The sequence below is a fragment of the Pseudomonas sp. FW300-N2A2 genome (assembly GCF_017351735.1).
Lineage (GTDB): Bacteria > Pseudomonadota > Gammaproteobacteria > Pseudomonadales > Pseudomonadaceae > Aquipseudomonas > Aquipseudomonas migulae.
Window position 1 is genome coordinate 63226 of sequence record NZ_JACNDU010000003.1, and the last position, 13150, is coordinate 76375.

Consider the following 13150-nt stretch of genomic DNA (forward strand, 5'->3'; position numbering starts at 1 on the left):
AGACCGGCTTGCCGGCGAATCGATTTACCCATCACTATCAATGTCGACTGACACTCCGTCATCGCGAGCAGGCTCGCTCCCACACTGGACGGTGTGTAGTAATAGCTCGTCACTTTGTTCAATTAATTAGCAAAACGACGACACATTGCGTCTTATTAACGTGTTCTACGCTCTCTAGAATGGCTGCCATCTTTTCCTATACTCAGACGCGCACCCCGCGTCCGGTCGCCAGCAAGGTCAGCCATGAACAAGAACAATCGCCATCCTGCAGACGGTAAAAAACCAGTCACCATTTTTGGCCCGGACTTTCCTTTCGCCTTCGACGACTGGATCGAACACCCGGCCGGCCTCGGCAGCATTCCTGCGCACAACCACGGCGCCGAAGTAGCGATTGTCGGCGCCGGTATCGCCGGTTTGGTCGCGGCCTACGAACTGATGAAACTGGGCCTCAAGCCCGTCGTCTATGAAGCCTCGAAATTGGGCGGCCGTCTGCGCTCGCAGGCGTTCAACGGGACCGATGGCATCGTCGCCGAACTGGGCGGCATGCGCTTCCCGGTGTCGTCCACCGCGTTTTACCACTACGTCGACAAGCTCGGCCTCCAGACCAAACCCTTTCCCAATCCGCTGACCCCTGCCTCTGGCAGCACCGTCATCGACCTGGAAGGCAAAACCCATTACGCACAGAAACTGGCGGATCTTCCGGCACTGTTCCAGGAAGTGGCTGACGCGTGGGCGGACGCACTGGAAGCCGGCTCACAGTTCTCCGATATCCAGCAAGCGATCCGCGACCGCGACGTGCCACGCCTCAAAGAGTTGTGGAACACCCTGGTTCCGCTGTGGGACGACCGCACCTTCTACGACTTTGTCGCCACCTCAGAAGCATTCGCCAAGCTGTCGTTCCATCACCGCGAAGTGTTCGGCCAGGTCGGTTTCGGCACCGGCGGCTGGGACTCGGACTTCCCGAATTCGATGCTGGAAATCTTCCGCGTAGTGATGACTAACTGCGACGATCACCAACACCTGGTCGTCGGCGGTGTCGAACAAGTGCCGCAAGGCATCTGGCGCCATGCGCCGGAACGTTGCGTGCACTGGCCCGAAGGCACCAGCCTCAAGTCGCTGCACAGAGGCGCGCCACGCTCCGGGGTCAAAAAAATCGCTCACGCCGCGGACGGTCGTTTTGCGGTCACCGATAACAACGGCGATACCCGCGAGTACGCGGCAGTGCTGACCACCTGCCAGAGCTGGCTGCTGACCACCCAGATCGAGTGCGACGAAACCCTGTTCTCGCAAAAGATGTGGATGGCCCTCGACCGCACCCGCTACATGCAATCTTCCAAAACCTTCGTGATGGTCGACCGCCCGTTCTGGAAGGACAAGGATCCGGAAACCGGCCGCGACTTGATGAGCATGACCCTCACCGATCGCCTGACCCGCGGCACCTATCTGTTCGACAACGGCGACGACAAGCCGGGCGTGATTTGCCTGTCGTACTCGTGGATGAGCGATGCGTTGAAAATGCTTCCACACCCGGTGGAAAAACGCGTCGAACTGGCGTTGAACGCGCTGAAAAAGATCTACCCGAAAGTCGACATCGCCGCGCGAATCATCGGCGATCCGATCACCGTATCGTGGGAAGCCGACCCGCATTTCCTTGGCGCGTTCAAAGGCGCATTGCCCGGTCACTACCGTTACAACCAGCGCATGTATGCGCACTTCATGCAAGCTGATATGCCGGCCGAACAACGCGGGATTTTCATCGCTGGCGACGACGTTTCGTGGACACCGGCGTGGGTCGAAGGCGCGGTGCAGACCTCGCTCAATGCGGTGTGGGGCATCATGAAACACTTCGGCGGTGAAACTCACGCCGAGAACCCGGGTCCAGGAGATGTGTTCAACGAGATCGGTCCGATCGCCCTGCCCGAGTAAAAGGAGTTCGAAATGCGCGTAGCCCTTTACCAATGTCCACCGCTGCCTCTGGACGTCGCCGGCAATTTGCAACGCCTGCATCAACTGGCGCTGGAGGCCAAAGGCGCCGATTTGCTGGTGCTGCCGGAGATGTTCCTGACCGGTTACAACATCGGCGTCGATGCTGTCAGCGTCCTGGCGGAGGTGCACAACGGAGAGTCGGCGCAGCAGATCGCGCGCATTGCCAAGACCGCGGGGATCGCCATTTTGTATGGCTATCCCGAGCGCACCGAGGACGGGCAGATCTACAACGCCGTGCAACTGATCGACGCCAATGGCGAACGCCTGTGCAACTACCGCAAGACTCACCTGTTCGGCGACCTCGATCACTCGATGTTCAGCGCCGGCCAGGATGATTTTCCGCTGGTGGAGCTCAACGGCTGGAAGCTCGGTTTCCTGATTTGCTACGACATGGAGTTCCCGGAGAACGCGCGGCGTCTGGCCCTGGCCGGCGCCGAGCTGATTCTGGTGCCGACAGCGAACATGATTCCTTACGACTTCATCGCCGACGTCACCGTCCGCGCCCGCGCCTTCGAAAACCAGTGTTACGTGGCGTATGCCAATTACTGCGGCAACGAAGGCGACATCCACTACTGCGGCCAGAGCAGCATCGCCGCACCGGATGGCAACCGCATCGCTCAGGCGGGCCTCGATGAAGCGCTGATTGTCGGTGAGCTGGATCGCCAGTTGATGATCGATTCCCGCGCCGCCAATCGTTACTTCCTCGATCGCCGCCCCGAGCTTTACGGCGAGCTGAGCAAGCGCTGACACCCAGTAATCCGCTAGCATTAGCGCTTCCCTGTTCTGGAAGTGCTCATGCCTGCGCTGAATCCCCCTCGCCCTCACACTGAAACCCTGGCCAACGGCCTGCGGGTGACGCTGCGTCATGCCCCGAATCTGAAGCGTTGTGCGGCCGCGTTGCGGGTCGCTGCGGGCAGTCATGACGTGCCATTGGCATGGCCAGGCCTGGCGCATTTTCTTGAGCACCTGCTGTTTCTCGGTACCGAGCGTTTTCCTGCGGAACAAGGGCTGATGGCCTACGTACAAGGCCATGGCGGGCAGGTGAATGCACGGACCAGCGAGCGCACCACCGACTTCTTTTTCGAATTGCCGCCTCAAGTTTTCAACGGAGGACTGCAGCGTCTGTCAGACATGCTCGCTCATCCGCGTATGAATCTGGACGATCAGTTGCGGGAACGGGAAGTGCTGCACGCGGAGTTTGTCGCCTGGTCGCAGGATCCTACGACACAGCAACAACTGGCGTTGTTCGATGGGCTTTCGCCGACTCATCCGTTGCGCGGCTTTCATGCCGGCAACCGCGACAGCCTGCCCGTGCAGCAACCGGAGTTTCAGCAAGCGCTGCAGGATTTCCATCAGCGGTTTTATCAGACCGGACAGATGACGCTGGGCCTGGCCGGCCCGCAAAGTATCGAAGAGCTGAAGCAAATGGCGCTGAAGTTCGGCGCGGTGATTTCCGAGGGAAAAAACCTCCCGCAACAGGCTCCTGTGCCGCTGATGGAGTCTTCAGTCGCAAGTTATCAACAGGCTGGCGAGCGTCGGCAGGATCTGCTGTTTACCTTCGAATCACTACACAATGCGTCGACCGAAGCATTGGCGTTTCTGTGCCATTGGTTGAACGCCGCGAAACCCGGCGGGCTGCTGACTGTATTGCGCGAATGTGGTTTGGCTGAGCATCTGAATGCCAAGCCGCTGTATCAATTTGCCGGACAAGCCGTGCTGCACGTTGAATTCACAACGACCGCATCGGCGAGCATCCTGAGCGAGAAGCTCCTGGATTGGCTGGGCTTTTTTGCTGCTCAACAAGATTGGACCCTTCTGCGTGAGGAGTACGCTGCCGTGCTTCAGCGCCAGCAACAAGTCAGCAGTGCTATGCAGCTGGCCCGACTCGACAGCGAACAGCTTGAAACCGGGTTATCCGAGCAAGGCGTTGTAGCGCTCAAGGACATCCTGAAGAAAATCGGCGCTGTGGATAACTTCAGCGGTGAATGGCAACTGCCGACACCGAATCCGTTCTTGCGCGCCGAGGCGCCACCCTCAAATGCCGGCCTGATTCGCGGCCAGACCAGCAAACACCGTGGCCTGCGGACATTTGCCCAGGACCGCTCGCGCAGCCGTCGCGAAAACTCGCCGATGCAATTCAGCCAAGCCCTGCCGGACAACACCGCTGAAGGCGCGATTTATCTGCGCTGGCGATTAGAGTCCAGACCTCAACCCCGCCATCAGCAGGGTCTGGAAAATCGCCTGCAGCCGCTGCGCGAGGATGCCCGACAGGCAGGCGTCGACTTCTCTTTCAGCGCCTCTGGAAATGTATGGTTGCTGAAAATGACGGGGCTGCAAGAGTCGATGCCGACCGTCCTCGAACATGCGCTGAAAGAGCTGACAAACCCTGACGGCGGTTTCTCACAGGAAGAACCAAAAAGCGCCGCGTTGATACCGATTAAACAACTGCTGAAAGCGCTGCCTGATCATTGCCTTGAGCAAAGCTCAGTCGCTGATGACTGGCAGCAGCTGTGGTCGACGGCGCGCTGGGAAGGCCTGGCAATCGGGTTGTCGGCACAGACTCAAGCAGCAATGGGGTTCGCCCTGAGTCGCGTGCCCGGCATTGCGGACACTCATTCGTCGTCGCCGTCCTCGATCAACGGGCAGCGTCTGTGGACCGCCCTCGACACCGGTTCCAGCGAACACGCGCTGTTGCTGTTCTGTCCGACAGCCACGCAGGAAATCTCTGACGAAGCTGCGTGGCGCTTGCTCGCGCACATTTGTCAGACACCGTTCTACCAGCGTCTGCGCGTTGAGTTGCAACTGGGTTATGCGGTGTTCAGTGCGCTGCGTCAGGTCCATGGGCAGACGGGCGTTTTGTTCGGCGTGCAATCACCGAGCGTCGCCCCTCTGAACTTGCTGCAACACATTGAAGACTTTCTGAACGACGTGCCCGCAATGATCGACGGCATCGACGAGGCGACCTTCGTTGCCCAGCGTCAGGCCTTGGCCGATCAATTCCAGATCGCTGCGTTGCCCGTCGCCCAGGCCGCCGAACTGCTCTGGCAGGGCAAGCTGGCCGGCCACTCGTCGGATTATCTGGCGCAGCTTCCCCAAGCCATTCTGGACATCGATCGTTCTGCCCTGCGCGCCGCCGCACAACGCCTGATCAACGCCGAGGGCGGCTGGCGCGGTCTGGCCAGCAGTTCGCAACCGGAGGCGCCTTGGCAAGTGACAAAATGATCATTACCGCTGGTGCAATTAGCTTTTTCCGAGATTGCAGGCCAATCGCTCTGTAATTTTGAGTAACATAGCCACCTAACTATCTGAACATCTCCGGCTGGAGGTGGACTATATGTATAGATCTCAACCGTCCCATCACCTGAAGGAGCGCTCCCATGTCCTGGTCCAAACCTGCTTACACCGACCTGCGTATCGGCTTTGAAGTCACCATGTACTTCGCAAGCCGCTAAGCTTGTCCTGCCGTTCAGCGCCTCGGTTTGCCGAGGCGTTTTTATTTTCAGCGTTGAAATGATGGAGCACCCATGTTTGTCCAGATTCTAGGTTCCGCCGCCGGCGGCGGTTTCCCCCAGTGGAACTGCAACTGCGTGAACTGCGCAGGTTTTCGCGACGGGAGCCTGAACGCCAAGGCGCGGACCCAGTCGTCCATCGCGATTTCCGATGACGGCGTGAACTGGGTGCTGTGCAACGCCTCGCCGGACATCCGCGCCCAGCTCCAGAATTTTGCCCCGATGCAACCGGGCCGCGCCCTGCGCGATACCGGTATCAGCGCGATCATCCTGATGGACAGCCAGATCGACCACACCACCGGCCTGCTCAGCCTGCGCGAGGGTTGCCCGCACAACGTCTGGTGCACCGACATGGTCCATGAAGACCTGAGCACCGGTTTCCCGCTGTTTACCATGCTGACCCACTGGAACGGCGGGCTGAACTGGAACCGCATCGAACTCGACTGCAGCTTCACCATCCCGACCTGCCCGAGTCTGCGTTTCACTCCACTGCCACTACGCAGTGCCGCGCCACCGTATTCGCCGCACCGTTTCGACCCGCATCCGGGCGACAACATCGGGTTGATCATTGAAGACCTGAACACCGGCGGCAAGCTGTTCTACGCGCCGGGCCTGGGCAAGGTTGACGCGCCGCTGCTGGAGATCATGGCCGGCAGCGACTGCCTGCTGGTGGACGGCACGATGTGGGACGACGACGAAATGCAGCGCCGTGGTGTCGGCACCCGCACCGGTCGGGAAATGGGCCATCTGGCGCAGAACGGCCCCGGCGGTATGCTGGAAGTGCTGGAACAGTTGCCCAAGCAGCGCAAGGTGCTTATCCACATCAACAACACCAATCCGATCCTTGATGAGGATTCGCCGGAGCGCGCCGAGCTGGTTCGGCGGGACGTTGAAGTGGCGTATGACGGCATGAGTATTGTGTTGTAGCGGATGGCCTCTTCGCGGGCAAGCCTCGCTCCTACAAGGCCTGCGCATAACCTGTAGGAGCGAGGCTTGCCCGCGAAGGCGTCCGATCAGGCACCAAAGAATCCACCGGTCGTACCCGGAGAACCAAAATGACTGACACCCCACTGTCCCCCGCCGAATTCGAAGCCGCCCTGCGCGCCAAGGGCGCCTATTACCATATCCATCACCCCTATCACGTGGCGATGTACGAAGGCCGGGCGACCCGCGAGCAGATCCAGGGCTGGGTCGCCAACCGCTTCTACTATCAGGTGAACATCCCCCTGAAGGACGCCGCGATTCTGGCCAACTGCCCGGACCGGGAAATCCGTCGCAAGTGGATTCAACGCCTGCTCGACCATGACGGCGCCCCCGGTGAAGACGGCGGCATCGAAGCGTGGCTGCGTCTGGGACAGGCCGTCGGCCTCGACCCGGACCAACTGCGCTCGCAGGAACTGGTGTTGCCCGGCGTGCGTTTCGCCGTGGACGCCTACGTCAACTTCGCCCGCCGGGCCAGTTGGCAGGAAGCCGCCAGCAGCTCATTGACCGAGCTGTTCGCGCCGCAGATCCACCAGTCGCGCCTCGACAGCTGGCCGCAGCATTACCCATGGATCGACCCGGCCGGTTACGAATATTTCCGCACCCGCCTGGGCCAGGCGCGCCGCGACGTCGAACACGGTCTGGCGATCACCCTGCAGCACTACACGACGCGGGAAGGCCAGGAGCGCATGCTGGAAATTCTCCAGTTCAAACTGGACATTCTTTGGAGCATGCTCGATGCCATGAGCATGGCCTACGAACTGAAACGCCCGCCGTATCACAGCGTGACCGAGCAACGGGTCTGGCACAAAGGAATCAGCTTATGAGTTTTGATCGCAGCAAGACCCCGACCTGGCGTCCAGGCTACCGGTTCCAGTACGAACCGGCGCAGAAAGGCCATGTGCTGCTATACCCGGAAGGCATGATCAAACTGAATGAAAGCGCCGCGCTGATCGGCGGTTTGATCGACGGCGAACGTGACGTCGCGGCGATCATCGCCGAACTCGACGCGCAGTTCCCTGGCGTGCCGGAGCTCGGTGATGACATCGAGCAATTCATGGAGGTCGCCCGTGCTCAGCACTGGATCGAACTTGCCTGATTCCGTGTCGGACAAGTTACCGCCCAAACCGGAAATCGGCCTGCCGCTGTGGCTGCTGGCCGAGCTGACCTACCGCTGCCCGCTGCAATGCCCATACTGCTCCAATCCACTGGATTTCGCCGAGCAAGGCAAAGAGCTGAGCACCGAACAGTGGATCAAGGTGTTCCGGGAAGCACGGGAAATGGGCGCGGCGCAGCTGGGCTTTTCCGGCGGCGAACCGCTGGTGCGCCAGGACCTCGCCGAACTGATTGCCGAGGCGCGCAAGTTGGGTTTCTACACCAACCTGATCACCTCTGGCATCGGCCTCACCGAGCAGAAAATCAGCGACTTCAAGAAGGCCGGCCTGGACCATATCCAGATCAGCTTCCAGGCCAGCGACGAGCAGGTGAATAACCTGCTGGCCGGCTCGAAAAAGGCCTTCGCGCAGAAGCTGGAAATGGCTCGCGCAGTGAAAGCACACGGTTATCCGATGGTGCTGAACTTCGTCACCCATCGGCACAACATCGACAAGATCGACCGGATCATCGAGCTGTGCATCGCCCTTGAGGCGGACTTCGTCGAACTCGCCACGTGCCAGTTCTACGGCTGGGCGCAGCTCAATCGGGTCGGTCTGCTGCCGACCAAGGAACAACTGGTCCGGGCCGAACGCATCACCAATGAATACCGCGCCAAACTGGAAGCCGAAGGGCATCCGTGCAAGCTGATTTTCGTCACGCCGGACTATTACGAAGAACGCCCGAAAGCCTGCATGAACGGTTGGGGCAGTATTTTTCTGACAGTAACCCCGGACGGAACCGCGCTGCCGTGTCACGGCGCCCGACAGATGCCGGTGCAGTTTCCTAACGTGCGCGACCACAGCATGCAGCACATCTGGTACGACTCGTTTGGCTTCAACCGCTTTCGCGGTTACGACTGGATGCCCGAGCCATGCCGCTCGTGCGACGAGAAAGAAAAGGACTTCGGTGGCTGCCGCTGCCAGGCCTTCATGCTCACCGGTGACGCCAGCAACGCCGACCCGGTGTGCAGCAAGTCGGAACATCACGGCGTGATTCTCAAGGCCCGCGAAGAAGCCGAGCACGCGACCCAGACCATCGAACAACTGGCCTTTCGCAATGAACGAAACTCACGACTCATCGCAAAAAGCTGAACCCTTCAGCGCCGCCAAAGCGGTCGCTGCCGGTGTCGACTTTGCCGAACTGCAGGTTGGCCAGCATGGCTTGTTCTGGAACGAGTACCGTCCCGAGGACGCCGCTTGTCGAATCTGGCATTGGCGTGATGGCCAGGCCCATTGCCTGACGCCAATGGGTTTCAGCGTGCGCAGTCGGGTGTACGAATATGGCGGCGGAGCGTTCTGTCTGACAGATGACGGGTTGGTTTTCGTCAACGAGGCGGATCAGCAGCTGTATCGCCAATCGCTCAAAGGCGAAACGCCCGAAGCGCTGACGTCCGGTCAATGCCGCTACGGCGATCTGCAATTTGCCAACGGGCAAGTGTTGGCCGTTGAAGAACATCGGGACCGGCATCGACTGGTGGCCATCGATCTGGCGGACAGCACGCGGCATCTGTTGGCCGAGGGTGCTGACTTTTATGCCGCGCCGACACTGAGCCCCGATGCTCGACGGTTGGCCTGGATCGAATGGAGCCGTCCGGACCAGCCATGGACCGCGACCCGCCTGATGGTTGCCGAGCGCCAGAGCGATGGCCGTTATGCTCAAGCGCGTTGCCTGGCGGGTGAAGATATTCAGGAGTCGTTGCAACAACCGCGATTCGATGACCGTGGCCGGCTGTTGTGTCTGACGGATCGCGGCGGTTACTGGCAGCCGTGGGCGGAGTCTTCCGATGCGTTGCGCCCGTTGCCCAGCACTGCGGCGGATCATGGACCAGCGCCCTGGCAGTTGGGTGGCTGCACTTGGCTGCCCTTGGGTGAAAACAGCTATCTGGCCAGTTGGACCGAAGGCGGATTCGGCCGACTGGGCATTGGCGGTGACGCTACAGAAGATTTCACCGGGGACTACAGCCGATTCCGACATCTCGCACTGGATGAACAATTCATCTACTGCATCGCCGCTTCGCCGGTCAGTTCATCAGCCGTGATCGCCATCGACCGCAAGACCCGAGCCGTCAGGGTATTGGCCGGTGGAATCGCGCCGCTGCCCGCCGATCAGATCAGCATCGCACAAACTCTGCGCTACCCGAGCGGTTCGGGCGAGGCTCATGGTTTCTTCTACCCTGCGATGACCGGCGAAGCGAAACCGCCGCTGGTGGTATTCATCCACGGCGGCCCGACATCGGCGTGCTACCCGATGCTTGATCCGCGCATCCAGTACTGGGCACAACGCGGCTTCGCCGTGGCCGACCTCAACTACCGTGGCAGCAGCGGCTACGGCCGGGCCTATCGCCAGGCGCTGCATTTGAGTTGGGGTGAAGTGGATGTGGAAGATGCCTGCGCAGTAGTCGCCCATCTCGCAGAGCGCGGATTGATCGATGGCGACCAGGCGTTTATTCGCGGTGGCAGTGCCGGCGGCTACACCACGCTGTGTGCGTTGGCGTTCAAGAAGGTCTTTCGCGCTGGTGCCAGCCTTTACGGCGTCAGCGATCCCGTTGCCCTGGGCCGCGCAACCCACAAGTTCGAAGGCGATTACCTGGATTGGCTGATTGGCGATCCCGAGCTGGACGCCGAGCGCTACGCCGCACGCACACCCCTGCTGCATGCGAGCAACATCAGCGTGCCGGTGATTTTCTTTCAGGGCGAACTGGACGCTGTGGTCGTGCCGCAACAGACCCGCGACATGGCCGAGGCGCTGCAGCAAAACGGCATTCTGGTACAGGCGCATTATTACGCGGACGAACGTCACGGCTTCCGCAAGGCCGGCAATCAGGCCCATGCGCTAGAGCAGGAGTGGTTGTTTTATCGACGGGTGATGGCGCTCGAAAGCTGAAACCGTGTCGCGCCCTTCGCGGGCAAGCCACGCTCCTACAGGATCTTCAGCGTGCACAAACTCTGTGGGAGCTGGCTTGCCAGCGAATGCGATCTATCTTGCGATGCGAACCTTAGCGCTTGGCGATGATGTACACCGCATGTACGATCCCTGGAATATAACCGCACAACGTCAGCAGAATATTCAGCCAGAACGCGCCAGCGAAACCGACTTGCAGAAACACGCCCAGTGGCGGCAATAGAATGGCGATGAGGATGCGAATGAAGTCCATGGGGCAGCTCCTGAATTGAAGTGGGCTCATGTGAGCCTTACTGCTAATCGACCAACACCGTTCGTCAGGGTTCAGTGCTGTTCCTCAGGCCAGTATCTCCAGACCGTGTTTCTGCACAATGCTCAACAACTTCAGCGCCATGCCACTGGGGTGTTTATCCCCTGCTTCCCACTGTTTGACCGTCGACGCGCTGGTGTTCAGATAACGCGCAAATACCGGCTGGCTGACGTTGTTGCGTTCGCGCAGTGCTTTGATCTGCTCCGCAGGAATCGCGTCCGGCACCGTCGCGAGACAGGATTCATCGAACTCGCGCATGGTTGCCTTGCTGATTGCGCCGATGGCGTACAAGGCACTGGCGGATTCGTGAATCGACTCAAACACGTCGCTTTTGTATTTCTTACTCATGGTGTATCTCCACAAACTCCTCGGTATCCAGCAAGTGCTGGACTTGCATGTCGGTCATAACGCCATAAACCTTGGCTAAACCACGCAGTTCGGTCAGTTCCGCAAAACTGATATTGCTCCGATCCTTCTTGGCAAACAGCAACTGATAGATCCAGTAACGACCGCCCTTCGCCACAACAATCGAGCGGTGGCGATTGGCATTCAAACGCTTCTTCCAAACCCCGCCGCCGAGACTTTCCACCTGGCCCTTGAGCATTTCGGTGAATGCCTCCCGAAGCTCATCATCACCAATCCAGGCCTTACCCGCCTGCATCGCAAAACGCTTTGTCTTGAACAACCTTGGTGACATTGGCATCCCTTCCAAAAAACATACCACTGAGTGGTATAGAAATCAAAACCAGGAATCCTTCACTGGCACCGGCACTCCCTGCCGGCTTTTCTAAAAAGCCACCGATTTAGCTCCCGTTCAAGCGACGAAGTGCGCTTGGCAAAACGCAGAGACAAAAAAACGCCCCACGTCAAAAGAATCAAACGTGGGGCGATGCGTTATACCGCGAGACGGTTCGGGAATTCGTGTAGGGCGGTTCTGATCAGACGGCAATCCCTTTGCGGCATTGCAGTTGTGCGGTGCGCACGCGGGAAAAGGCGCGGGCCAGGCGCAGGAGCATTTCGTCGATGTTGGATTTGCTGACCGTGAGCGCTGGGGTGAATCGCAGGCAATCGGCTTGCGGGGCGTCGAGCAGCAAGCCTTCGTACTGCGCTGCTTTGACTACGGCGTCAGCCGAATCGTCGGACAGGGTCAGACCCCAGAGCAATCCCTGACCACGCAGTTCGCCGTGTCCATAGCGATGAGCCAGACGTGCCAGGCCTTCGCCCAAGTGCTGGCCGGTTTCCCTGACATGCTCGAGAAAGCCCTTGTCCTGCACACTATCGAGCACAGCCAGGCCAGCAGCGGTCATCAGCGCGTTGCCATGGTGAGTGCCCGTCAGCTCGCCGACGTCAAAGCAGCAGGCTTTGCCTCGCGCCAGCAGCGCCGCCAAGGGCACACCTCCGCCCAGGCCTTTGCCGAGGACGACGATATCGGCTCGCACACCGTAGGACTGTTCCGCGAGTAAGGTGCCGAGTCGACCAAGACCGGTTTGCACTTCGTCGAAGATCAACAGGATGCCAAGCTCACGGCACAGGCGTTCGACACCCTTGAGGTAATCCTCGGTAGCGGGAATGACCCCGGCTTCGTTCTGGATCGGCTCAAGCATGATTGCCACGGTCCGGGCATCAACGGCGGCGTGCAGGGCGGCCAGATCATTGAACGGTACGTGGCTGAAGCCTGGAAGTTGCGGCTCGAAGCGGTTGGTCAGCCTGGAACTGTCCGACGCCGGGATCGTCCCGAGACTACGGCCATGGCAACCGTTGTTGGCCACGATGATCCGCGACGCACCGCCACGATGTTGCTGGCCCCACTTGCGCGCCAGTTTGATCGCCGCTTCACAGGCTTCACTGCCACTGTTGAGCAGGTACGCCTGGTCACTGCCAGTGCTGATGCAGAGCCGCTCGGCGAGGTTGAGCATGCCGCGGTTGTGCAGGCCGAAACCGGGGTTGATCAGCGATTGAGCTTGCGCCGTGATTGCGTTGACCAGTACCGAAGGGCTATGTCCGAGGCTATTGGCCCCGCCGCCCTGGGAAAAATCCAGATAGGCGCGGTCTTCGCTGTCCCACAACCAGGAGCCCTGACCGCGCACAAAAATCTGTTTCGGCCGCTCGACACTGGGCATCAAGCACTCACTGGAAAGATTGTCACTTCTGTACGACAGGAAAGTGTCCGCGCTCAGGTCATCAAGGCTGGGAGCGTTGCGTCGTAAATTGAACAAATTCATCCGAAAACACCTCGTTTGAAGTGTTTTGCCTTACCTATGTAAACACCTTCGGCGTAAACGGTAGTCATCGCGTTCTATGGCCCTGT

At 59.8% G+C, this 13150-nt stretch carries 13 protein-coding genes; 9 read left to right on the plus strand and 4 right to left on the minus strand.

The window, feature by feature from the left end; all coding sequences use genetic code 11:
- The first annotated feature begins 243 nt into the window (after window positions 1–243).
- The 9 genes from J4E42_RS05925 (at window position 244) to J4E42_RS05965 (ending at window position 10514) form a co-directional block, all read left to right on the plus strand.
- Window positions 244–1926 carry an NAD(P)/FAD-dependent oxidoreductase gene (locus tag J4E42_RS05925; protein ID WP_207284813.1) on the plus strand — a complete coding sequence of 561 codons (1683 nt, stop codon included), beginning with the start codon at window positions 244–246 and terminating at the stop codon, window positions 1924–1926.
- Window positions 1927–1938: 12 nt separating this feature from the next.
- Window positions 1939–2733, plus strand: coding sequence for a carbon-nitrogen hydrolase family protein (locus J4E42_RS05930; protein WP_207284814.1), 795 nt, complete (start codon window positions 1939–1941; stop codon window positions 2731–2733).
- A gap of 48 nt (window positions 2734–2781) precedes the next feature.
- Window positions 2782–5208 (plus strand): pyrroloquinoline quinone biosynthesis protein PqqF, encoded by a 2427-nt coding sequence (gene pqqF, locus J4E42_RS05935; RefSeq protein ID WP_207284815.1) that lies wholly within the window; start codon window positions 2782–2784, stop codon window positions 5206–5208.
- A 155-nt stretch (window positions 5209–5363) separates the two neighbouring features.
- Entirely contained in the window at window positions 5364–5438 is a 75-nt protein-coding gene (gene pqqA / locus J4E42_RS05940) for a pyrroloquinoline quinone precursor peptide PqqA (RefSeq protein ID WP_009045898.1), read from the plus strand.
- A 72-nt stretch (window positions 5439–5510) separates the two neighbouring features.
- Complete coding sequence (gene pqqB, locus J4E42_RS05945) at window positions 5511–6422, plus strand: pyrroloquinoline quinone biosynthesis protein PqqB (RefSeq protein WP_207284816.1); 912 nt, start codon at window positions 5511–5513, stop codon at window positions 6420–6422.
- Window positions 6423–6550: 128 nt separating this feature from the next.
- Window positions 6551–7303, plus strand: a complete 753-nt coding sequence (gene pqqC, locus J4E42_RS05950) for a pyrroloquinoline-quinone synthase PqqC (RefSeq protein ID WP_207284817.1) — start codon at window positions 6551–6553, stop codon at window positions 7301–7303.
- A complete protein-coding gene (gene pqqD / locus J4E42_RS05955) occupies window positions 7300–7575 on the plus strand; it encodes a pyrroloquinoline quinone biosynthesis peptide chaperone PqqD (RefSeq protein WP_008024193.1) in 276 nt (91 codons plus the stop codon). Before pqqC ends, pqqD begins: the two co-directional genes overlap by 4 nt.
- The gene (gene pqqE, locus J4E42_RS05960) at window positions 7547–8722 is read left to right on the plus strand and encodes a pyrroloquinoline quinone biosynthesis protein PqqE (RefSeq protein ID WP_008024195.1); all 1176 of its coding nucleotides are present in this window, start codon (window positions 7547–7549) and stop codon (window positions 8720–8722) included. The genes pqqD and pqqE overlap by 29 nt, the downstream gene beginning before the upstream one ends.
- Window positions 8688–10514: a S9 family peptidase gene (locus J4E42_RS05965; RefSeq protein ID WP_207284818.1), complete on the plus strand. Its 1827-nt coding sequence runs from the start codon at window positions 8688–8690 to the stop codon at window positions 10512–10514. Before pqqE ends, J4E42_RS05965 begins: the two co-directional genes overlap by 35 nt.
- 112 nt (window positions 10515–10626) lie before the next feature.
- Here the strand turns inward: J4E42_RS05965 and J4E42_RS05970 are convergent, their stop codons facing one another.
- The 4 genes from J4E42_RS05970 to J4E42_RS05985 form a co-directional block, all read right to left on the minus strand.
- Complete coding sequence (locus tag J4E42_RS05970) at window positions 10627–10785, minus strand: YqaE/Pmp3 family membrane protein (RefSeq protein WP_207284819.1); 159 nt, start codon at window positions 10783–10785, stop codon at window positions 10627–10629.
- Window positions 10786–10869: 84 nt separating this feature from the next.
- The gene (locus J4E42_RS05975) at window positions 10870–11190 is read right to left on the minus strand and encodes a DNA-binding transcriptional regulator (protein ID WP_207284820.1); all 321 of its coding nucleotides are present in this window, start codon (window positions 11188–11190) and stop codon (window positions 10870–10872) included.
- Window positions 11183–11539 (minus strand): type II toxin-antitoxin system RelE/ParE family toxin, encoded by a 357-nt coding sequence (locus J4E42_RS05980; RefSeq protein ID WP_192227621.1) that lies wholly within the window; start codon window positions 11537–11539, stop codon window positions 11183–11185. The genes J4E42_RS05975 and J4E42_RS05980 overlap by 8 nt, the downstream gene beginning before the upstream one ends.
- A 241-nt stretch (window positions 11540–11780) precedes the next feature.
- Window positions 11781–13064: an aspartate aminotransferase family protein gene (locus tag J4E42_RS05985; RefSeq protein WP_207284821.1), complete on the minus strand. Its 1284-nt coding sequence runs from the start codon at window positions 13062–13064 to the stop codon at window positions 11781–11783.
- Window positions 13065–13150 lie beyond the last annotated feature (86 nt).